Annotated in this window: 13 protein-coding genes; 7 read left to right on the top strand and 6 right to left on the bottom strand. The window is 71.7% G+C overall.

What is annotated here, in order from left to right; genetic code table 11:
* Window positions 1-24 precede the first annotated feature (24 nt).
* Window positions 25-975 (top strand): serine/threonine-protein kinase, encoded by a 951-nt coding sequence (locus tag ACGFJ7_RS07035; RefSeq protein ID WP_392641249.1) that lies wholly within the window; start codon window positions 25-27, stop codon window positions 973-975.
* On the opposite strand, the gene ACGFJ7_RS07030 is transcribed toward ACGFJ7_RS07035, so the two are convergent.
* The 3 genes from ACGFJ7_RS07030 to ACGFJ7_RS07020 form a co-directional block, all read right to left on the bottom strand.
* Window positions 952-2958 carry a biotin carboxylase N-terminal domain-containing protein gene (locus ACGFJ7_RS07030; RefSeq protein ID WP_392641247.1) on the bottom strand — a complete coding sequence of 669 codons (2007 nt, stop codon included), beginning with the start codon at window positions 2956-2958 and terminating at the stop codon, window positions 952-954. The two genes, ACGFJ7_RS07035 and ACGFJ7_RS07030, sit on opposite strands and share 24 nt — an antisense overlap.
* Window positions 2955-4238: a carboxyl transferase domain-containing protein gene (locus ACGFJ7_RS07025; RefSeq protein WP_392641245.1), complete on the bottom strand. Its 1284-nt coding sequence runs from the start codon at window positions 4236-4238 to the stop codon at window positions 2955-2957. The genes ACGFJ7_RS07030 and ACGFJ7_RS07025 overlap by 4 nt, the downstream gene beginning before the upstream one ends.
* A 188-nt stretch (window positions 4239-4426) precedes the next feature.
* Entirely contained in the window at window positions 4427-5104 is a 678-nt protein-coding gene (locus ACGFJ7_RS07020) for a Crp/Fnr family transcriptional regulator (protein ID WP_020515203.1), read from the bottom strand.
* Window positions 5105-5309: 205 nt separating this feature from the next.
* Between ACGFJ7_RS07020 and ACGFJ7_RS07015 the strand changes: the two genes are divergently transcribed.
* Genes ACGFJ7_RS07015 through ACGFJ7_RS06995 form a run of 5 tightly spaced genes read left to right on the top strand, consistent with a single transcriptional unit; the run spans window position 5310 to window position 9781 of the window.
* On the top strand, window positions 5310-6506 hold the full coding sequence (locus ACGFJ7_RS07015) for a CapA family protein (protein ID WP_392641243.1): 1197 nt from the start codon (window positions 5310-5312) through the stop codon (window positions 6504-6506).
* Between the two features lie 30 nt (window positions 6507-6536).
* A complete protein-coding gene (nth, locus tag ACGFJ7_RS07010; RefSeq protein WP_360248263.1) occupies window positions 6537-7334 on the top strand; it encodes an endonuclease III in 798 nt (265 codons plus the stop codon).
* Entirely contained in the window at window positions 7331-7873 is a 543-nt protein-coding gene (locus ACGFJ7_RS07005; protein WP_392641241.1) for a TlpA family protein disulfide reductase, read from the top strand. Before nth ends, ACGFJ7_RS07005 begins: the two co-directional genes overlap by 4 nt.
* Complete coding sequence (locus tag ACGFJ7_RS07000) at window positions 7870-8568, top strand: CoA pyrophosphatase (protein WP_360247303.1); 699 nt, start codon at window positions 7870-7872, stop codon at window positions 8566-8568. The genes ACGFJ7_RS07005 and ACGFJ7_RS07000 overlap by 4 nt, the downstream gene beginning before the upstream one ends.
* A gap of 34 nt (window positions 8569-8602) precedes the next feature.
* Window positions 8603-9781, top strand: coding sequence for a MarP family serine protease (locus ACGFJ7_RS06995; protein WP_360247301.1), 1179 nt, complete (start codon window positions 8603-8605; stop codon window positions 9779-9781).
* A 762-nt stretch (window positions 9782-10543) separates the two neighbouring features.
* On the opposite strand, the gene mycP is transcribed toward ACGFJ7_RS06995, so the two are convergent.
* Together mycP and eccCa are read right to left on the bottom strand one after the other, a co-directional pair.
* The gene (gene mycP / locus ACGFJ7_RS06990) at window positions 10544-11833 is read right to left on the bottom strand and encodes a type VII secretion-associated serine protease mycosin (RefSeq protein ID WP_392641238.1); all 1290 of its coding nucleotides are present in this window, start codon (window positions 11831-11833) and stop codon (window positions 10544-10546) included.
* 108 nt (window positions 11834-11941) lie between these two features.
* On the bottom strand, window positions 11942-15901 hold the full coding sequence (gene eccCa, locus ACGFJ7_RS06985) for a type VII secretion protein EccCa (protein ID WP_392641236.1): 3960 nt from the start codon (window positions 15899-15901) through the stop codon (window positions 11942-11944).
* A gap of 140 nt (window positions 15902-16041) precedes the next feature.
* Here eccCa and eccD point away from each other — a divergent pair, with 140 nt between their 5' ends.
* Window positions 16042-17466: a type VII secretion integral membrane protein EccD gene (gene eccD / locus ACGFJ7_RS06980; RefSeq protein WP_360247295.1), complete on the top strand. Its 1425-nt coding sequence runs from the start codon at window positions 16042-16044 to the stop codon at window positions 17464-17466.
* A 49-nt stretch (window positions 17467-17515) separates the two neighbouring features.
* On the opposite strand, the gene ACGFJ7_RS06975 is transcribed toward eccD, so the two are convergent.
* Window positions 17516-18019 (bottom strand): inorganic diphosphatase, encoded by a 504-nt coding sequence (locus ACGFJ7_RS06975; protein ID WP_360247293.1) that lies wholly within the window; start codon window positions 18017-18019, stop codon window positions 17516-17518.
* Window positions 18020-20266 lie beyond the last annotated feature (2247 nt).

Genomic DNA, 20266 nt, shown 5'->3' with positions numbered 1-20266 from the left:
GTCCTCTGGGATATTTTCAGACACATGACCGAGACCCCGCGCGGAGCACTGCCGGTCCCGTATGTGCCCGGCATGTCCGGACTGTCGGTCATGGCCCGTGGCGGATACGCGACCGTCTACCGGGCGATGCAGGACTCGGTCGGCCGTGAGGTCGCCATCAAGGTGGAAAATCGCCGCCTCGAGAGCGACCGTGACCAGGCCCGCTTCCTGCGCGAGGCGCGCGCCGCGGGCAAGATGTCGTCCCACCCGCACGTGGTCGACCTGTTCGACGTCGGCGTCACCGTCGACCAGCACCCGTACCTGATCATGGAGCTGTGCGACGGGTCGTACCTCGACCGGATGCGCCGTGCCCCGCTCGACGCCGCGGAGGCCCGCGACCTCGGCATCAAGATCTCCGACGCGCTGATCCACTCGCACGCCAACGGGGTGCTGCACCGGGACGTGAAACCGGCGAACATCCTCTACTCGGAGTTCAACTCGGCCGTGCTCGCCGACTTCGGCCTGGCCGTGCTGGGCGAGATGCGCGACTCGTCGGTCACCCTCGAAGTGCTCACCCCGGCCTACGCGCCGCCGGAGATGTTCCGGCACGACGACCCGTCCGACGCGGTGGACGTCTACGCGCTGTGCGCCACCCTGTACGCGGTGATGCGCGGCCGGCCCCCACGCTGGGACGGCGACCGCAGCCCCAGCCTGATCACCCTGATGGACCTGTTCAACCAGCCCATCCCCGACCTGCCCGGCGTGCCGCCGCAACTGACCCAGGTGCTGCGGTACGGCATGGCCAACGACCCCAACTCGCGGCCGACCGCCCGGCAACTGCGCGACCTGCTCACCGCCGTCCAGCTCGACGGCGGCCCGGCACAGCACATCCCGCCGCCGCGGTACTCGCACGGCGACGAGACGCCGACCGTACGCACGGTGAAGCAGACCAAACGGAAGTGGCTGTTCGGTCTACTCGGGATCGAGGACCGCTAGCAGCTCGCCGGTGTCCACCTCGGTCCCCGGGTGCACCGGCAGCGAGGCCACCACGCCGGCGCTGGGGGCGTGCACCGGGTGCTCCAGCTTCATCGCCTCCAGGGTGAGCAGCAGCTCCCCGGCGCGCACCCGCTGACCCGGCACCACCAGCACCCGGCGGACCGCGCCGGGCAGCGGGGCGATCAGCGAGCCCTCGACCGTCTCCGGCGCCGGCAGCGGGAAGCGCGACAGCTCACGCAGTGCGACCGAGCCCTCCGGGCTGTCCACGTACGACACCTCGCCCACCCGGTGCACGTTGAAGGTCAGCCGGATGCCGTTGACGTCGAGGACCACCTGTTCGTCCCCCGCCCGTACCACCACGGTCTCGGGGTAGTCGGCGACCACCGGCGCCTGGCCGAGGCCGGCCAGGTCCAGCTCCTCCGGGTCCACCGCCCGTACCCACCAGCCGGCCAGCTCGCCGTGCCGGTTCATCCGGTAGCCGACCTCCACCGGGCCGGCCGGGCCGTCGTACACGGCCGTCTGCGAGCCCGAGGGCACGTTGCGCCAGCCCGAGGGCACGGCCGCGAGCACGGCGGCCTCGGCGCGGCGGGCGGCGGCTCCGGCCAGGGCCGCGGCCAGGCACGACAGGCGTACGGCGTCGACCGCCGACAGGAGCGGGGCGAACACCTCCGGCCGCCGGTCGAGGAAGCCGGTGTCCACGTCGCCGGTGCGGAAGGCGTGGTGCCGCAGAGCCCGTACCAGAAGGTCGCGGTTGGTGGCCACGCCGTGGATCTGCGACCTGGTGAGCGCGGAGGCCAGCATCCGGGCCGCCTCCTGCCGGGTCGGCGCCCAGGCGACCAGCTTGGCCAGTGTGGAGTCCTGGTGGGCGGCGATCACCGAGCCGTCCTCGACCCCGGCGTCCAGCCGCAGTCCCGGCGCCGGCAGCGGGCGGAACCGGCTCGCCACGTCGGGCACGGCGAAGCGGTGCAGGGTGCCGGTGGCCGGCAGCCAGGCGTACGCCGGGTCCTCGGCGCACACCCGCACCTCGATGGCGTGCCCGCGGATCGGCGGCGGTCCCGGCATCGGCAGGCTGCCGCCCTCGGAGACCAGCAGCTGAAGGCGGACGAGGTCGTATCCGGAGACGCACTCGGTGACCGCGTGGTCGGCCTGCAACGTCGGGGTGAGCTCCATGAACCAGAAGTCGCCGCGCGCGTCGAGCAGGAACTCGACCGCTCCGGCGCCGACGTAGCCGAGCGCCCGCACGGAGACGATCGCCGCCCGGCACAGCTCCTCGCGCAGCCCGGGGTCGACGGCCGGGGACGGCGTCTCCTCGACGATCTTCTGGTAGCGGCGCTGGATCGAGCACTCGCGCTCGCCGAACGGCACGACCGCGCCGTGCTCGTCGGCCAGGATCGGCACCTCGATGTGGCGCACGTCCTCGACGTACGGCTCGCAGTAGACCTCGCTGCCCACCTCGCGGCGGGTCGAGGCGATCGCCTCGGCCAGCGTCGTCGCGTCCCGGACCACGCGCAGCCCGGTGCCGCCGTTGCCGGTGTCCGGCTTGATCAGCACAGGGAAGCCGGGCACCTGCGCGGGGTCGGTGTAGCTGGGCAGCACCGGCACCCGGGCCTCGGCGACCAGCGCCTTCGTCTCGGTCTTGCTGCGCAGCAGGCCCAGCGTCTTGGCCGGCGCGCCGACCCAGATCATGCCGGCGTCGGTCACCGCCGAGGCGAAGTCGGGGTCCTCGGCGAGCTCGCCGTTACCGGGGTGGATGGCGTTCGCCCCCGAGCGCTGGGCCGCCGTGATGATCAGGTCGCCGCGCAGGTACGACGACCGGGGGGTGCCGCCGTCGAGGCGTACGGCGTAATCCGCCTCCCCGACGTGCGGCGCGTCGGAGTCGGCGTCGGAGTAGACGGCGACCGTCTCGATGCCGACGAGGCGGCAGGTGGCGAACACCCGGCGGGCGATCTCGCCACGGTCGGCCACCAGAAGACGTCGGATCACTGGTCTACCTTTCCGGGTCGGAACACGCCGATGTGCCCGGCGCCCTCGACGGTCGCGCTGTGCGCGGCGGAGAGGCAGAGTCCGAGGACGGTACGCGTGTCGCGGGGGTCGATGGTGCCGTCGTCGTCGCCGTTGGCCACCGGGCCGTCGGCCGGCCAGCTGAAGGCGAAGCGGGGATCACCGGTACGGCCGCTGTTGAGGGCGAACAGCGGCACGGTGGAGTGCGCGAGCGCGTCGATCTCGCCCGGGCCGAACGACTCGGCGGTCTCGTCGCGCTGGATCAGCAGCAGCGACGTGTCGGTGGCGTTGGCCAGCTGGATGAAGTGCACGGCCTTCTGGGTCTCGGCCGGGGTGTGCGGCGCGCCCGAGGCGGCCAGCACGCCGACCGGGTAGCCGTGCAGCTCGCCCCAGCCGGCCAGCAGGGCGGTGCCGACAGCCGGCTTGAACTCGTCGAAGTCGCTGCCGTCGAGAATGCGGGCGAGCAGTTCGCGGGGTTCGTAGAGGGCGGTCAGCGCGAGCAGGTCCTCGGCGTCGTACTTGGGCTCGATCGGCGCGAAGGTGCGCGGTCGTGGGCCGCGCTTGCGCCAGTTGAGGCGGCGTACGCACTGACGGGCCAGGCGCAGCCCGTCCCGCTCGTCCTCGGCCAGCTGGTCGGCGACGTCCTTGGTGGCCCGGGCCGGCTGAGGCTTGACGGTGATCGTGTAGTCGGAGAGTGCGGGCAGGTAGGCGGCGATCCCCTCGGCCGGTCCGAAGACCACACAGATCGCCGGGACCCGGTCGGCCGCCAGCCGGCTCAGATCGCGGGCGATCCCGCCGCGCGGCTGCGGCCCGCCGGGCGCGGTCTCGGCGGCCGACTCGACCAGGTTCACCAGAGGCAGGCGATTGCACGAGGCGATCCGGGCGGCCCGGCGGATCTTCTCCACGGCGTACGGGTTGACGGGCCCACCGTCCACGGTGGGATCAGTGGCGATGATCATGCACTCGACACCCTCGACGGCACCGATGCCGGTGACCACGCCGGCGCCGACCGGGAACTCCGTGCCCCAGCCGGCCACGGGGGAGAGCTCGAGGAACGGGCCGTCCTGGTCGAGCAGCATCTCGATGCGTTCGCGGGGCAGCAGCTTGCCGCGGGCGTGGTGCCGGGTGACCGCCCGCTCGCCGCCGCCGGCCCGGGCCTCCTCCAGCGCGGCCTCGAGCCGGGCCAGCCGGTCCATGGCGGTGCCGCAGCCCTCGAGGTAGCCGGGGGTGCGCGGATCGAGGGCAGTGTCCAGCACGGTCACGATGGAACCCCTGCCATGTTCAAAGCCGCGCCTCTCGTATCCGCCGGTGCCTCTCGACCACCTCCACAACGAGTGGTCGAGCGGGTGCGACACGGATGCGAATGGCGCGGCTTTATAGCCTTTTCAGGGGTTTATACACGCGTTTGAGGGGCTGCCCGGTCGGGCAGCCCCTCCGCGTTACGCCGTGCTTAGACCCGAGCCCGGCGAGCGAGACGCTCGGGGTCGAGAATGATGACGCTCTTGCCGTCGAGCCGCAGCCAGGCGCGGGAGGCGAAGTCGGCCAGAGCCTTGTTCACCGTCTCGCGGGACGCGCCGACGAGCTGGGCCAGCTCCTCCTGGGTGAGGTCGTGGGTGACCCGCAGCACACCGCCGTCGCGGGTGCCGAAACGACCGGCCATCTGGAGCAGGTTTTTCGCCACGCGGCCGGGCACGTCCGTGAAGATCAGGTCGGCCAGCGCGTCGTTCGTGCGCCGCAGACGACGGGCCAGCACCCGCAGGAGCTGCTCGGCGATCTCCGGGCGGTTGTTGAGCCACGGGCGCAACGACGTCTTCTTGAGCCGGGCCAGCCGGGCGTCGGTCACCGCGGTCGCGGTCGCCGTCCGGGGGCCGGGGTCGAACAGGGACAGCTCGCCGACCATGTCGGAGGGGCCCATGATCGAAACCAGGTTCTGCCGGCCGTCCGCGGCGCGGCGCCCTAGCTTGATCTTGCCGGACAGCACGATGTACAGGCTGTCACCGGCCTCGCCCTCGTTGAACAGGACGTCGCCCTTACGGACTTCGACCGTGTCCATCTCCTTGGCGAGCGCCTCGGCCGCCTCCGGGTCAACACCCTGGAAGATTCCGCTGCGCGCCAGTACCTCATCCATCTGCGCACCTCCGAACACGCGCAACGCCTGCGCTCGATCAGTCTAGGCGCACGCGGGCGAGAATCGGGCGGGCACCCCTCGATCTGGATACCGCAGGGTAACCGTTCCGACCGTGACGGGCTGTGCATTTCGTCGCTTCAGGTGGGCGACGACGAGCCATTCGACGGGTCGTCCGCGTAGCCACCCGAAGGTATCGTCGCGGTCGATGAATTCCCACCCCCCGCATCGAAGGCAGGGTCTTTTCGGCCGCCCTGTCCTGACAATCACGATTGTCCTGGCGGCATTGGCCGGTATAGGCGCCGCCGGCGTCGCTTTCGCGAACCGTGACGACGGTTCGGCGGACACGAAATGGCAACAGCCCGGCGCCGCCGCACCCGCCAAGACGTCCGGCTCCAAAGCCACCGAAGCGGCCCCGGCCGACCCGGGAGTGTCGTCCGACACCATCACGCTGTCGGCGACCGGCGACATCATGATGAGCAACGCGCCGAGCAAGATGCCGCCGAACAACGGTGACGGTTTCTTCGACTCGGTGAAGGCGAGCCTCGCCTCCGATCTCGTCATGGGCAACCTCGAGCAGCCGCTGACCGAGGACACCGGAACGTCCAAGTGCGGGCCCGGGTCGGGCAACTGCTTCGCGTTCCGTTCGCCGCCCTCGTACGTCAAGCACCTCAAGGACGCCGGCTTCGACCTCGTCAACACGGCGAACAACCACGCCAAGGACTTCGGCGCCAAGGGCGCGGCCAACACGAGGGCCACCCTCGACGAGGCCGGCATCAAGGCGACCGGCAACTCCGAGGAGATCACCGTGGTCGACGTCAAGGGGGTCAAGGTCGCCGTCGTCGGCTTCGCGCCGTACACGGGCCTGAACAACCTGAACGACGTCGAGGGGGCCGCGGCCCTGGTCAAGAAGGCCAAGGACGAGGCCGACCTGGTCGTCGTGCAGGCGCACCTCGGTGCCGAGGGGGCCGAGAAGCAGCACGTGAAGCCGGGCACCGAGATCTTCTTCGGCGAGAGCCGGGGTGACCCGATCAAGTTCAGCCACGCGGTGATCGACGCCGGGGCCGACCTGGTCGTCGGGCACGGGCCGCACGTGGCCCGGGGCATGGAGTTCTACAAGGGCAAGCTGATCGCCTACAGCCTGGGCAACTTCGCCGGCGGCGGGAAGACGCTGAGCCGTACGGGCGTGCTCAAGTACGGCGGGATCCTGCAGGTCACGCTGGGCAAGGACGGGTCGTACGCGGGCGGAAAGCTCTTCTCCACCTACATGAACGACATCGGCCTGCCCACGAGGGACACCAAGAACGAGCAGAGCCGCAAGATCATGGCCAAGCTCAGCGAGGACGACTTCCCCTCGACGGGTGCGCGCATCGGTACGGACGGTGCGATCAAGCCCGCCGAGTGACGGGCGACGTACTCTTTAGCCGTGGTGGATCTGGTGGTGCGGTCGGGGAAACGGTTCGCGGGGGAGACGCCCATCGGGCGCAAGAGGCGGGCGCGCAAGATGGCCCGGGTCCTCGCCGAGACGCACCCCGACGCGCACTGCGAGCTCGACTTCACCAACCCGCTCGAGCTCGCGGTTGCGACCGTCCTGTCCGCCCAGACCACCGACGTCCGGGTCAACCAGGTGACGCCCGGGCTGTTCAAGCAGTACCGGACGCCGGCCGACTACGCGTCGGCCGACCGGGCGCGGCTCGAGGAGACGCTGCGCCCGACCGGCTTCTTCCGGGCCAAGACCGACTCGCTGATCAAGCTGGGCAACGCGCTCGTCGAGCGGTACGACGGTGTGCTGCCCGACAAGCTCGACGACCTGGTGTCGCTGCCCGGCATCGGCCGGAAGACGGCCAACGTGATCCTGGGTAACGCCTTCGGGGTCCCCGGCATCACCGTCGACACCCACTTCCGGCGGCTCACCAACCGCTTCGGCTGGGTGCGCGAGGAAGACCCGGTCAAGATCGAGTTCCAGGTGGCCGACCTGATCGAGAAACGCGACTGGACGATGCTGTCGCACCGGGTGATCTTCCACGGCCGCCGCGTCTGCCACTCCCGCAAACCGGCCTGCGGCGCCTGCACCCTGGCCGCCATGTGCCCGTCCTACGGCACCGGCCCGACCGAGGCCGCGCCCGCGGCCAAGCTCCTCAAGGGTCCACGGGCCCGCGAGCTGGCGGTCGCCGCCGGCGTCGACCCCGGCCTGGTGCCGGCCGCCGCGGTCACCGCGCCGGAGGCCCCGTGAGACTCCGGCGCCTGCTGGCGGCGCCCCTGATCGTGCTGCTGCTGGCCGCCGTCGCCGCCTGCGGCGACGACGAGGTGGCCTCGCCGTTCGCCGACTGCTCGTCGCTGTCCTCCGCCGGCGCCGCGCCGAACGATCTGCCCGACCTGAGCCTGCCCTGCTTCACCGGCGACACCGCGGTCTCGCTGAGGGCTCTCAAGGGCCCGGCGGTGATCAACATGTGGGCCTCCTGGTGCGGGCCGTGCCGGGCCGAGCTGCCGGTCATGCAGAAACTGTCCGACACCGGCACAGTGACCGTGATCGGCGTCGACACCGGTGACAGCCGCACCGACGGGGCCGACTTCGCCTCCGCGAAGGGCGTCACGATGCCGACCCTGTTCGACGCCGACCAGAAACTGGTGCACAAGCTGGAGCGCATCAACCTGCCGGTCACCGTCTTCCTCGACGCCGACGGCAAGTCGACCACGCACATTCTTCCCCTGGACGCGGCGACCCTGGCCCAGCAGGTCGACAAGCTCTTCGGCGTGAAGGTGGCCCTGTGACCCTCTTCGACCGCCCCGCCGACCTCCCGTCCTGGTTCGATCCGCTGCTGTCCCGCGTCTCCCACGTCCGCAGCGAGGACTTCACGCCGCTGCGCGCCCCCGCCGGCGTCGGCCGGCCCAGCGCGGTCCTGGTCCTGTTCGGTGACGGCCCCGACGGGCCCGACCTGCTGGTGCTCCAGCGGGCGGCCACCATGCGCAACCACGCCGGGCAGGTCGCCTTCCCCGGCGGCGGCACCGACCCCGAGGACGCCGACGCCGCGGCCACCGCGCTGCGCGAGGCCAACGAGGAGGTCGGGCTCGACCCGTCCACGGCCGAGGTGCTGGGCGAACTGCCCGAGCTCTACATCCCCGTAAGCGGCTTCGTGGTCACCCCCGTCCTGGCCTGGTGGCGGCACCCCCACCAGGTCTGCCCGCGGGAACCGGCCGAAGTCGCCCACGTGGCCCGGCTGCCGATCGGTGAACTGGTCGACCCCGCGAACCGTATTCGGGTGCGGCATCCCAGCGGCTGGGTCGGCCCGGCCTTCCAGGTCAGGGGGATGCTGGTCTGGGGCTTCACGGCAGGGGTGATCTCGACGTTGCTCGACATGGGTGGCTGGACGAAACCGTGGGAGCCGGGAGCTCTCCTCGAACTGCCCGACGCGGCCGCCCCGGTGCCGGCCACCCGGGCCGGCGGACCGGACGAGGTTCTACCGTGAACCCGGGCTGGCCCGGCGCCTCTACTCTGAGTGAGTGCCAGTGGTCGATGTCCTCCTGATCGTGCTCATGCTGGTCTTCGCGATCAGTGGCTACCGCCAGGGCTTCGTCATCGGCGCGCTCTCCCTCGGCGGCTTCTTCAGCGGCATGCTGATCGGCCTCCAACTGGGCCCGCTGATCGCGCAACGCTTCACCGACGACTGGGCCCGCCTGGTCGTCTCCCTGGTGGTCATCTTCGCGCTGGCGGTGCTCGGCCTCACCCTGGCCGGCTGGGTCGGCATAAGGCTGCGCCAGGCCATCACGAACAAGCCGCTGCAGATGGTCGACGACGCCGGCGGCGCGGTCATCTCGCTGCTGTCGGTGCTGGTGGTGGCGTGGCTGATCGCGGTGCCGCTGAGCACCACCCCGTTCGAGGGCCTGAACCGGGAGGTCCGCAGCAGCGCGATCCTGCGCGGCGTCAACGACCTGATGCCCGAACAGGTGCAGGACCTGTCGTCGGCGCTGAGCGAAACCCTCAACACCAACGGCTTCCCCGACGTGTTCGGCGGCCTGGCCCGCACCGAGGCCCGTCAGGTGGCGGCACCCGACCCGGCGCTGAAGAACTCGGCAGTGGTGCAGAAGAGCAAAAGATCGGTCATCAAGGTCCTGGGTACGGCGCCAAGCTGCTCCCGGCGCATCGAAGGCTCCGGCTTCGTCTACTCCAACGAGCGCGTGATGACGAACGCCCACGTGGTGGCCGGCACCCGCGACGTGACGGTCGAGGTGAACGGGCGGCGCGAGGACGCGACGGTGGTCGTGTACGACCCGGAGCGCGACCTGGCCGTGCTCTACGTGCCGGGCCTGAGCGCGCCGGTGATGCCGTTCGTCAGGAAGCAGGCGGCGACGGGCGCGAGCGCGATCGTGCTGGGCTACCCGCAGGACGGCCCGTACGACGCCCAGTCGGCCCGCGTCCGCGACGTCGGCGACATCACGGGCCCCGACATCTACGAGTCCCGCGACGTGACCCGCGAGATCTACACCATCCGCTCGCTGGTCCGAAGCGGCAACTCGGGCGGCCCCCTGATCAACCCGAGCGGCCAGGTGGTCGGCGTCATCTTCGCGGCCGCGGCCGACGACAAGAACACGGGCTTCGCCCTGACCGCGGCCGAGGCGGCCCCGGTCGCCACGGCCGGCGTTGCCAAGACCCGAGGCGTGAAAACCGGCGACTGCGCCTGACCCGTAGATAAGCCCGGAACCTTCTCGACCACTAGGCGACGCCCGCCCATACGTCCGCGGCGGCGTCCGCTCCGTCCGCGGCGGCGTCCGCTCCGTGCGCGGCGGGCCTGGTCCTGCGGCGGGATTTGCCGGTGGGCGCCGGGCTTTGATCTGTGCGAACAACTGGTTTCCGCGTCGATCATGCCCAGATCCCTGCATCGAGCGCGGGCCGGAAGCTGGGTAGGCCATGGAATCGCCTGATTTGTGCCGGTCCCCGAGGCGTCGCATCGGCGGGCGGTCTGCAATGTGGCGGCTTGAGCGGCGGTGTGCGACGCGCCCGGGCGGATTGGGATGCGGCCGGGCGGATTGGGATGCGGCCGGGCGGTCTGGGATGCGGCCGGGCGGTCTGGGATGCGGCCGGGCGGTCTGGGATGCGGCCGGGCGGTCTGGGATGCGGCCGGGCGGTCTGGGATGCGGCGCCATTTGTCGGCGATCTGCGACGTGGCGGCATTTGTCCGGCGGTGAGCGTCAGCAGGTCGGGGCCGGACGCGGTGGCCGGGTCGAGGGTGTGGACGGCTTGCACGGTGGTGGCCGGGTCGAGGGCGTGGACGGCTTGCACGGTGGTGGCCGCGGCCTGGGCGCCGCCCGGGCCGCGGATTCCGTCGGCCACCGGGAGCATGCGGTCGGGGCGGCATTTGTTCCGTGCCGGGTGTGCGAGGCGGTGGGCGGCGTGCCGGGGTGTGCGAGGCGGTGGGCGGCGTGTCGGGGAGAGGGCGGGTGGGGTCAGGTTGTGCCGGCGAAGCGGCGGATGGTGAGCAGGGCGGCGACGGCGGAGAGCAGGAAGAGGGCGGCGGCGGCCCACCAGTTGCGGTGGGAGGAGACCGGGGTGGCGATGATGGGTGCGGCGCCGCCGCCGGACTCCAGGGTCTCTTCGCGTGGGGTCAGCGGGGTCAACGCGTCGGGGGCCGACTGGGCCTGGCCGGGGACCGGGGCGCTGCCGAAACGGGCCACGCCGGGTGACGGGTTGGTGTCCAGGGGGTTGTCGAGGATGGCCGGGACCGAGGCGGTCAGGGCGGCCACCGGGTTGACCATGCCGTAGCCGAAGGTGGCGTCGCGGCCGGGGGTGCCCAGGTCTTTCGCCGTGCGGATGATGCGATTGATGACCTCGCCGGCCGGCATGGTGGGCCAGCGGGAGCGGATCAGGGCCGCCGTGGCCGAGACCATCGGAGCGGCGAAGCTGGTGCCCTGCACCTTCCAGTACGTGCCGCCGGAGCGGGCGCCCACCAGCTGGGTGGCGGGGGCGGTGACCACCGTTTCCTTGCCGGTGATCGAGCCCGACCACAGCGACGTGCCGTCGCGTTCCGTGCCGGCCACGGCGAGCACGCCGGGTTCGCGGGCCGGGTACCACACGTCGGTGCCGGAGGAGGCACTTGTGTTGCCGGTGCAGGCGATCACGACGACGTCCTTGGCGAACGCGTAGTCGAGGGCCGCGGCGAGGGCGGCGCTGCTGCCGTTGCCGCCCAGCGACAGGTTGATGACCCGGGCGCCGTGGTCGACCGCCCAGCGCACACCCCGCGCGACGATCAGGGCGTCGTCGTAGCGGTTGTCGGCGTCCAGGACCCGTACCGGAAGAATCTTGGCCTTGGGCGCTATGCCGACGACGCCGTTCTGGTCGTCGTCGCGGCCGGCGATGATGGCCGAGACCGTGGTGCCGTGTCCGACCAGGTCGGTGTCGCCGTCACCTTTCGGGTCGACGAAGTCGTGGCCGGGCAGCACCTGGCCCTGAAGGTCGGGGTGGGTCGCGTCGACCCCGGAGTCGATCACCGCCACCGTGACGCCGGCGCCGTCGGCGTAGGTCCACGCGTCGGGAACGTCCAGGGTCTCGAGATGCCACTCGTCGTCGCGGACCGAATCGGAGAGGAGAGGAGCCGGCTCGGCCTTCAAGGGCTGGGCGAGCGCCGGCGCGGCCGGGAGGCCCGCCGCGAAGATCCCCGCGACGGCGGCGGCCAGCAGCCGGCGGGCACGCGTGGGTGCACGCCATGACTTCCTGCTCGCAACGCTCACGGGTCGCATCGCCATTCTCGGTCCGGACGGTCGATGCAGATTACTCCGAAACCGCGCCCGTTTGTCGCTATCGGTCGATGTCAGTCGCACCGGCAGTCTGTCAAAAGCTTGGTCAACTCAGTACGGGGGCAGATGTGCCAACTGAATCAGGCGTATCCCCTCACGGCGTGTGAGCAGGCGTCCCCGTCCCGGCGGCATCAGCGTCGGCCGGATCGGGCCGATCAGCGGGCCCTCGTCGGACGGGCCGGACATCACCAGGCCCGGCGCCGACAGTTCGCGCAGCCGCTGGACCACCGGCTCGTACAGCGAACGGCTGGCCCCGCCGGCCCGCCGGGTGAGGATCAGATGCAGGCCGATGTCGCGCGCCTGCGGCAGGTAGTCGAGCAGCGGCGTGAGCGGGTTGGTCGGGCCGGCCACCACCAGGTCGTAGTCGTCGACCAGCACGAACAGCTCGGGCCCGGTCCACCAGGAACGGTCGCGCAGCTGCTGGGCGGTCACATCCGGCCCGGGCAGCCGGCGCTCCATGTACCCGGCCACCGACTGCATCAGCTCCAGCGTCTTGGGAGCCTGGATGCCGTACCCGATGCGGTGTTCCGACTCGGGCAGGTCCATCAGGCTGCGCCGGTAGTCGACCAGGATGATCCGGGCCTGTTCGGGCGCGAAGCGCTGGGTGATCGTGGTGGCCAGGGTGCGCAGGAAGGTCGACTTGCCGCACTCGGCGTCACCGAAGAGCAGGAAGTGCGGATCCGAGGCGAAGTCGATCTCGACGGGCCGCAGGTCGGCCTCGGCCAGCCCGATCGGCATGCGCAGGCCGGTGCCGTTCTCGGCGTGCAGGTCCTCGTAGGGAACGAGGGCGGGCAGCAGGCGCACCTTCGGGGCGCTCGTGCCGTGCCAGTTGGTGGCGATCTCCTTCACCAGGTCGCTCGTGTCGGCCATCGTCAGCTCGGGCCGCACAGTGAGAAGGTGCAGCGCCTTGTTCTTGTCGGTCGGGTGCTCCTTGATGCCGCGTCCGGGCTTCTCCGGCACGGTCATCGCGGCCCGCCGATTGATCGCCGAGTCGCTGGGGTCGCCGAGGCGCAGTTCGAGCCGCGAGCCGAACAGGTCACGGATGCCGGGCCGGAAGTCCATCCACCGCGAGCTCGCCGCGACCACGTGGATGCCGTAGGAGAGGCCGCGGGTGGCGATGTCGGTGATGACCGGGTCGAGCTCTTCGAATTCCTTGCGTACGGTGGCCCAGCCGTCCACGACCAGGAACACGTCGCCGAAGGGGTCGTCGTCGGCGCTCGGGTTGGCCGGATTGGCCCGGCGGCGCCGGTAGGAGGCCATCGAGTCGATGCCCAGATCGGCGAAGCGCGCCTCGCGCTCGGCCAGCAGAGTGGACACCTCACCGACCGTACGCCGGACCCCGACCGTGTCGAGACGGCCCGCCACGCCGCCGACATGCGGGAGATCGCGCAGCGTGCCGAGCGAGCCGCCGCCGAAGTCGAGGCAGTAGACCTGCACCTCGGCCGGGGTGTGGGTCAGGGCCAGCCCGCAGATCATCGAGCGCAGCGCCGTCGACTTGCCGCTCAGCGTCGAGCCCACCACCGCCACGTGACCGGCCGCGCCCGACAGCTGGAGCCACATCACGTCGCGTACCTGCTCGCGCGGCTTGTCGACCAGCGCGATCGGCACCTGCAGGGCGCCGTGCAGCTCGGGGTTGGCGAACGCGAGGCCGCGGACCGGATCGGCCACGACCGGGCCGAGCAGCTCGTCGAGCGCCGCCGACTGGTTGAGCGGGGGCAGCCACACCTGGTGGGCCGGCGGGCCCTGGCCGCCCAGCCGGTCGACCATCACGTCGAGCACGCTCTCCCCGGCCGGGGCCAGCTCGGGCTGCGGCTCGACCGGCTTCACCGGTTCCGGGGCCGGGATGTAGCGGGTCGTGTAGGCCAGCACCTGCGGGTCGGCCCCGGCGCCACCGGCGGTGGCGCGGGCGCCGGCTCTGCGCACCGGTCCCGAGACGTACGCCGCCTTGAAGCGCAGGAGAGGCTCGGTGCCGAACTTCAGATAGCCGTGACCGGGCGAGCGCGGCAGCTCGTACGCGTCCGGGACGCCGAGCACCGCGCGCGACTCCAGCGCCGAGAAGGTCCGCAGGCCGACCCGGTAGGACAGGTGGGTGTCGAGCCCGCGCAGCCGGCCTTCCTCGAGCCGCTGGCTGGCCAGCAGCAGATGTACGCCGAGCGAGCGGCCCAGCCGTCCGATCTGGACGAAAAGGTCGATGAAGTCGGGCTTGGCCGAGAGCAGCTCGGAGAACTCGTCGCAGATGACCAGCAGCGACGGCAGCGGCGGAAGCGCGGCCCCGCCGGCGCGCGCCTTTTCGTAGTCGCGCAGGCTCGCGTAGTTGCCGGCCTTGCGCAGCACCTCCTGCCGCCTGATCATCTCGCCGTCGATCGCGTCCACCATGCGGTCGACCAGCGGCAACTCGTCGGCCAGGTTGGTGATCACGGCGGCCGTGTGGGGTAGCCGGTCGAGCGAGGCGAAGGTCGCGCCGCCCTTGAAGTCGATCAGGACGAAGTTCAGCGTCTCGGAGGAGTGCGTGGTGGCGAGCGCGAGCACGAGCGTACGCAGCAATTCGCTTTTGCCGGATCCGGTGGCGCCGATGAGCAGGCCGTGCGGGCCCATGCCGTCCTGAGCGGACTCCTTGAGGTCGAGCTCGATCGGGCTGCCGTCGGCGCCCACGCCGATCGGCACCCGCAGCTTGTCCCGGTTCGGGCGCGGCATCCAGGCCTGGGCCACGCTGAACGTCTCGGGATCGCCCAGGCCGAGCAGGTCGGTCAGGCCCATCTCGGCCGCCAGCGGCGTGTCCGACGACTTCGACATGGCGGCCAGCCGCAGCGGCGACAGCCGGCGGGCGACCGCCTCGGCCTGCTCGACGCTGAGCCGGTCGGGGGTGCCGACCTCGGCCTCGTGCTCCATCGAATAGGTGTTCAGCACCCGCCGGCCGCCCGCGCGCGCGACCTCGAGCACCAGCAGCGAGCGGTCGAGCAGGCGCGGCGGCTGCTCGTCGAGGTCGAGCACGGTCACGCCGTCGATGCCGTCGTCGAGCTGCGTCGCGCCGCGCAGGTCGGCCCCGTCGAGCACGATCACCACGTGCGGGGTGCTGACGCTCGCGCCCATCGGGTTGAACCGCGGGCGGTTGCCGATCACGTCCTCGAGCAGTTTCTCCAGGTCGGGCCCGGAACTGGCGACCAGCCGCACGTGGCCGAGCGCGTCGGTCCGCGCCGGGTGCAGGTTGTGCGGCAGCCACTTGATCCATTCCCACTCGGCCCGCCGCTCGGGGCCGGCGCAGACCGCGACGATCAGGTCGTCGGGCGCGTGGAAGGTGGCGAGCTGGCAGACCACGGCCCGGGTCAGGTCGTGCACGCCGCGGTCTTGTTTTTCGCCGCGGATGAAGACGCGGGCGAAGCCGCGCAGCGAGGCCGCCACCGGCAGGTCGGGGACCACCGAGTACGCGTCGAGGAAGCGCCGCAGCGCGCCCGCGGTCATCGGCTCGAGCTCGTCGAGCGGGCGGGTGACCGGCGGAATCAGGGGCGTGGCCAGCGTCTGGGGGCCGACGGCGAGCCGTACGACACCGAAGTCGGGATCGCTGCTGCGCCGCTCCCAGACTCGGTGGCTGGCGGCGGTCGACCAGAGCTTGCCGGGGTCGGGGTGCCGGTAGAGCAGGCCCTTGCGCTGCATGTCGGCGGTCTCGCGGACGCGGCGGCGCAGGCCGGACAGATGACGCAGGTACTCGCGGCGGGCGGCCATCATCTCGGCCTTCTTGGGCGAGCCGCCGGCGCCGAAGCTGGTGGTGAGCATGGCGATCGAGGAGATGCCGAACAGGCCACCGATCACATAGGAGTACGCGCCGCCACGGCCCTGGCCCATCATCATCGCCATGGCGACCGAGCCGCCCAGCATGGGCAGCGCCATCATGGCCTGCTGCCAGCGGCCGCCGGTCTGCTGCGGAATTTCGGGCGGCGGTTCGACAGCGATCTCCCCGGTCGGGATCTCCGGCGCCGGGCGCCGTGCCGACCGCTTGATCACCACCGTACTCATGCCGTCTTATGTCCTTTTCGTCCACATTGGTGTACGCCCCCGTTTGGCCCATCGTAGGTAAAGTCGGCTAGCCGGCGCATTCACGTCTTTTCATACGCGTCTTTTTCCAGCGAGTCTTTTCCCACGAGGAGTCCACGGTCATGAGCATCGGGTTGGCCCGCGTGACCATCAGCGCGCCCCAGCGCCGCATTGACGTGGCCCTGCCCGAGCACGTGGCGCTGGCCGAGCTGTTGCCCGAGGTGCTTCGCCACGCCGGCGAGGGACTGGCCGACGACGGCGAGAAACACGGCGGATGGGTGCTGCGGCGCACCGACGGGGTCGCGCTGGCCACCACTCAAGGTCTTTTCCCCCAGGGCGTGCGCGACGGCGAGGTGCTTCACCTCGTGCCGGCCCACGACGAGTGGCCCGAGCTCGAGTACGACGACGTGGTCGAGGCCATCGCCGAGGGCGCCCGCCGCCGCGGCAGCGCCTGGACGCCCGCCTCCACCCGCACCGCCACGCTGGTCGCGGCCGGGGTGCTGCTGGCGATCGGCCTGGTCGCGGTCCTGGCGGCCGGCCCCGGCCGGCCGGGCGCGGCCTTCGCCGGGCTCGGGCTCGCGGTGGTGCTCGCGCTCGCCGGGGTGACCGCCTCCCGGGCGTACGGCGACGCGCGGGCCGGCGCCGCCCTGGGCGCCTACGCGATGCCGTACGCGTTCGCGGGCGGCGCGGCACTCGTGGCCACCGACGACCGGGTCGGCGTGGTCGGGCCGCTGCCGTGGCTCGGCGGCTCCGAACTGCTCGCCGGCTCGGTGGCGCTCCTGCTGATCGCGGCGCTCGGCGGGGTCGGCGTGGCGGCGTCGCTGCGGCTGTTCACGGCCGGCGGGGTGATCGGGCTGTTCGGCGCGCTGACCGCCCTGGTCGCCATGGTCACCGACGCCCCCGGCGCGGCCGCCGTGCTGATCTCGGCGCTGGTCTGCGGCATCGGCGCCCTGCCCCTGCTGGCGATCCGCTTCGGCCAGATGCCCACACCACCGGTCACGCTGCCGACCGGCACCGACGCGTCCGAGGGCTTCACCGGCGCCATCTCCCTCGACGCGTCCCGCGACCGCCCCGACCGGGCGACCGTCTTCGCGGCCGTGACCCGCACGGAAGAGCTGCTGGCGGGCATGCTGCTCGGGCACGCGGTGCTGGCGGTGGCGGCGTTCGGTGTGCTGGCGGTGGCGGGCACCCTCTCGGCCCGCATCCTGATCACGGTGTCGGCGGCGGCCCTGCTGCTGCGCTCACGACTGTTCGTGACCCTGCGCCAGCGGGTGCCGCTGGTCGTGGGCGGCCTGGCCGGCGTGGCCGCGCTCGGCGTCGACCTGCTGCGCGGGTCGAGCTCGGCGGTGCTGCTCGGGGTGATCGCGGCCGCGCTGGCGTTGGCGCTGATCACGGTGGTGGCCGGGGCGACGTACTCCCGGAAGCCGCCGTCGCCCTACCTGGGCCGGGCCGCGGACCTGCTGGACACGCTGGTGGTCGTGTCGGTGATCCCGGTGGCGTGCGCGGTGGTGGGCCTGTACGACGCGGTCGGAAACATCAGCCTGTAAGACAAAGCGGCCGCACGCTTGTCACGTGCGGCCGCTTTTGTCGGTCTTCTCAGTGCTCGAGGCCCTCGGCCTCGGCCGCCTCGGCGCGCTTGAACGAGGCCCGGATCTCCTCCTCGGCCTCGACACGGCCGGTCCAGGTGGCACCCTCGACCGACTTGCCGGGCTCCAGGTCCTTGTAGACCGTGAAGAAGTGCTGGATCTCCATCCGGTCGAACTCGCCCAGGTGGTGAATGTCGCGCAGGTGCTCCTGACGCGGGTCCTCGAACGGCACGCAGAGGACCTTGTCGTCGCGGCCCTTCTCGTCGGTCATGCGGTACATGCCGATCGCCCGGGCCCGGATCAGGCAGCCGGGGAAGGTCGGCTCCTGCACCAGCACGAGCGCGTCCAGGGGGTCACCGTCCTGGCCCAGGGTGCCTTCGATGAAGCCGTAGTCGGCCGGGTACTGCGTCGCGGTGAAGAGCGTCCGGTCCAGCCGGATGCGACCCGTCTTGTGGTCGACCTCGTACTTGTTGCGCTGGCCCTTGGGGATCTCAACCAATACGTCGAAATCCATTTATCTGCTCCCTTGTTCGCCCGCTGAAGAGAAGACCGGTCCGGCGGGCGGACAGGATCCGCGCGCAACGGTGTGCCGGATGTCGCTAGTCTCCCCTAAGTCCGACGCCGCGTACTAGGAGGGGCTCGTGGGGAGGCAAGATTCACACGACGGTCCCCGGGATGACGGCGTGTCCGGGTCGCATGACGACCCCAAAAACGGTAACCCGTCCGCGGAGGGCGGCAACGTTACTTTGCCCACTCCGAAGGACAATGCCGATAACGGCAACCTCAATGTCGTACTCGATCCTCAATTGTCCCGGTCTTCACTTCCCGATTCACCGGTACGGACGGAGCCCGCGCCGGATATACGACAAGAACCCCACAGCCCCCGCACCGAGTCGGAAGATCGACAGGTGCAGCCGCATGACCAGGCCCAGCCCCAGCCCGCCACCCCTTCAGGCCCGATAGCCGAGGGCGGCCCACACCCGGCGGCGCCTACTGCCACACCGGACCAGCCCCACGCGACCACCCCGCGCGATGCGGGCGCGCCGGATCAGTCCCACCCGACCATCCCGCGCGATGCGGGCGCGCCGGATCAGTCCCACGCGGACGCTGAGCGCGGTGCGAGTGGGCCGGGTCAGTCCTCCGCGGGCGGCGCCGGCCAGTCCTTTGCCGGCGGGCCGGGTCAGTCCCGCGCGGCCGGGGTTGGCTCCGCGCAGACGCCGGCTTCGGCGGATCGCGGGTGGTTCGAGCAGGTGCCGGGCGCGAGCGAGCGTGGGTCGGCCGCTGGGGGCCAGCCGGGGGAAACTTCTGCCGGAGGAGCCGTCTACGGGAGGCCGGCGCAAGCTGCCGGTAAGGGCGGCGGTCCTACTCACGTTCAACCGGGACAATCCACTCAGAACCTCCATAACGCGGCGCAATCGGGACCGGCTCCTACTGCCGGGCGGTCTGTCCCGTCCGAGCAGGGGACGTTCGGGCAGCCGGTCGGCCCGGACCAGGGCGTACCCAACCTGTCTTCGGTCGCCGGTCACGGTGTCGAAGGCCGGTCCTCGATGTCCGGGCAGCCTGGGCAAGCGGCGGCTGCGAGCGGGTCAGCGGGCGGTGGGAGTAGGCCGGCAGGTGCTACGGGAAGCTCGGCCGTGGGCGGCCCCGGGGCAACGGCGATGGGTGCTGCCGCGGGTGGTTCCGGGGCAACGGCGATGGGTGCTGCCGCGGGTGGTTCCGGGGCGACAGCGATGGGTGCTGCCGGGGGTGGCTCTGGGGCAAGTGCGAGCGGCACTGCCGCGGGTGGCTCTGGGGCAACTGCGAGTGGAGCTGCCGTAGGTGGTTCTGGGGCGACTGCGAGCGTGGCCGCTGTGGGTGGCTCTGGGGCTACCGCGAGCGGGCCGGTCGGTGGGTCGGCGGGCGCTGCCGGTGCAGTTGGGCAGGGAGCTCAGCGGCCCGGTGGCGTTTATGGCGGGGCGGCGCGGACTTCCTCTGCACCATCTGAGGGCGGCGGTGGGTCGTCGGCGGGTGCGGGGGTCTATGGGAGTGCGGCGCAGGCGCTCGGCGATCTGATCTCGCCGGACGCTTCCTCTTCGGCCGCTGCTGGTGGGGCTCGGTCTTCCGATGCCCAGCCGGCTGGTGGCGTCTACGGCACGCCCGGGCGGGTGGATGGCGGAGCGCCGTCGGCTGCGTCGGGACCACCGCTGGGGTCCGGTGAGCGCGGCGGAGCCTCCCGGTCCGGAGCGGAATCCGGGCCTGCTCCGAGCGCTGAGCCGATGGCCGGTGGTGTTTACGGCGGGCGAGGTCAGAGCGCTCCGGCGGGTGGTGGTGTTTATGGGGCGTCGGCCCAGAGCTCCGCGCCTGCTCCGGCGGGTGGTGGTGTTTATGGGGCGTCGGCCCAGAGCTCCGCGCCTGCTCCGGCGGGTGGCGGTGTTTACGGCGGATCAGCCCAGAGCTCCGCATCTGAATCGGCGGCCGGTGGTGTCTACGGCGGGTCGGGTCAAAGCTCCGCGCCTGCTTCGACTGCTGAGGCGCCGGCCGGCGGGGTTTACGGCGGGTCAGGTCAGAGTTCCGCACAACGGTCTTCGGGAGCGGGCGGCGCGGCCGGGCGTGGTGGATCCGGGTCGGCGGTCGCGGGTCGGTCTTCGGAAGTCGACTCCCGGGGCGGGGCGGCTCCGGTGGGCGGGAACGTCGGCCAGGACCGGCCCAAGCCGGCTGGCGGCGTTTACGGCGGGCCGACATCGGCGGATGCCGGGCAGCCTGCGGGCGGTGGCGTCTATGG

The sequence above is a fragment of the Actinoplanes sp. NPDC048988 genome, from assembly GCF_043197815.1.
In the GTDB taxonomy this organism is placed as follows: Bacteria; Actinomycetota; Actinomycetes; order Mycobacteriales; family Micromonosporaceae; genus Actinoplanes.
This window is presented reverse-complemented; position numbering and strand designations above follow the sequence as displayed.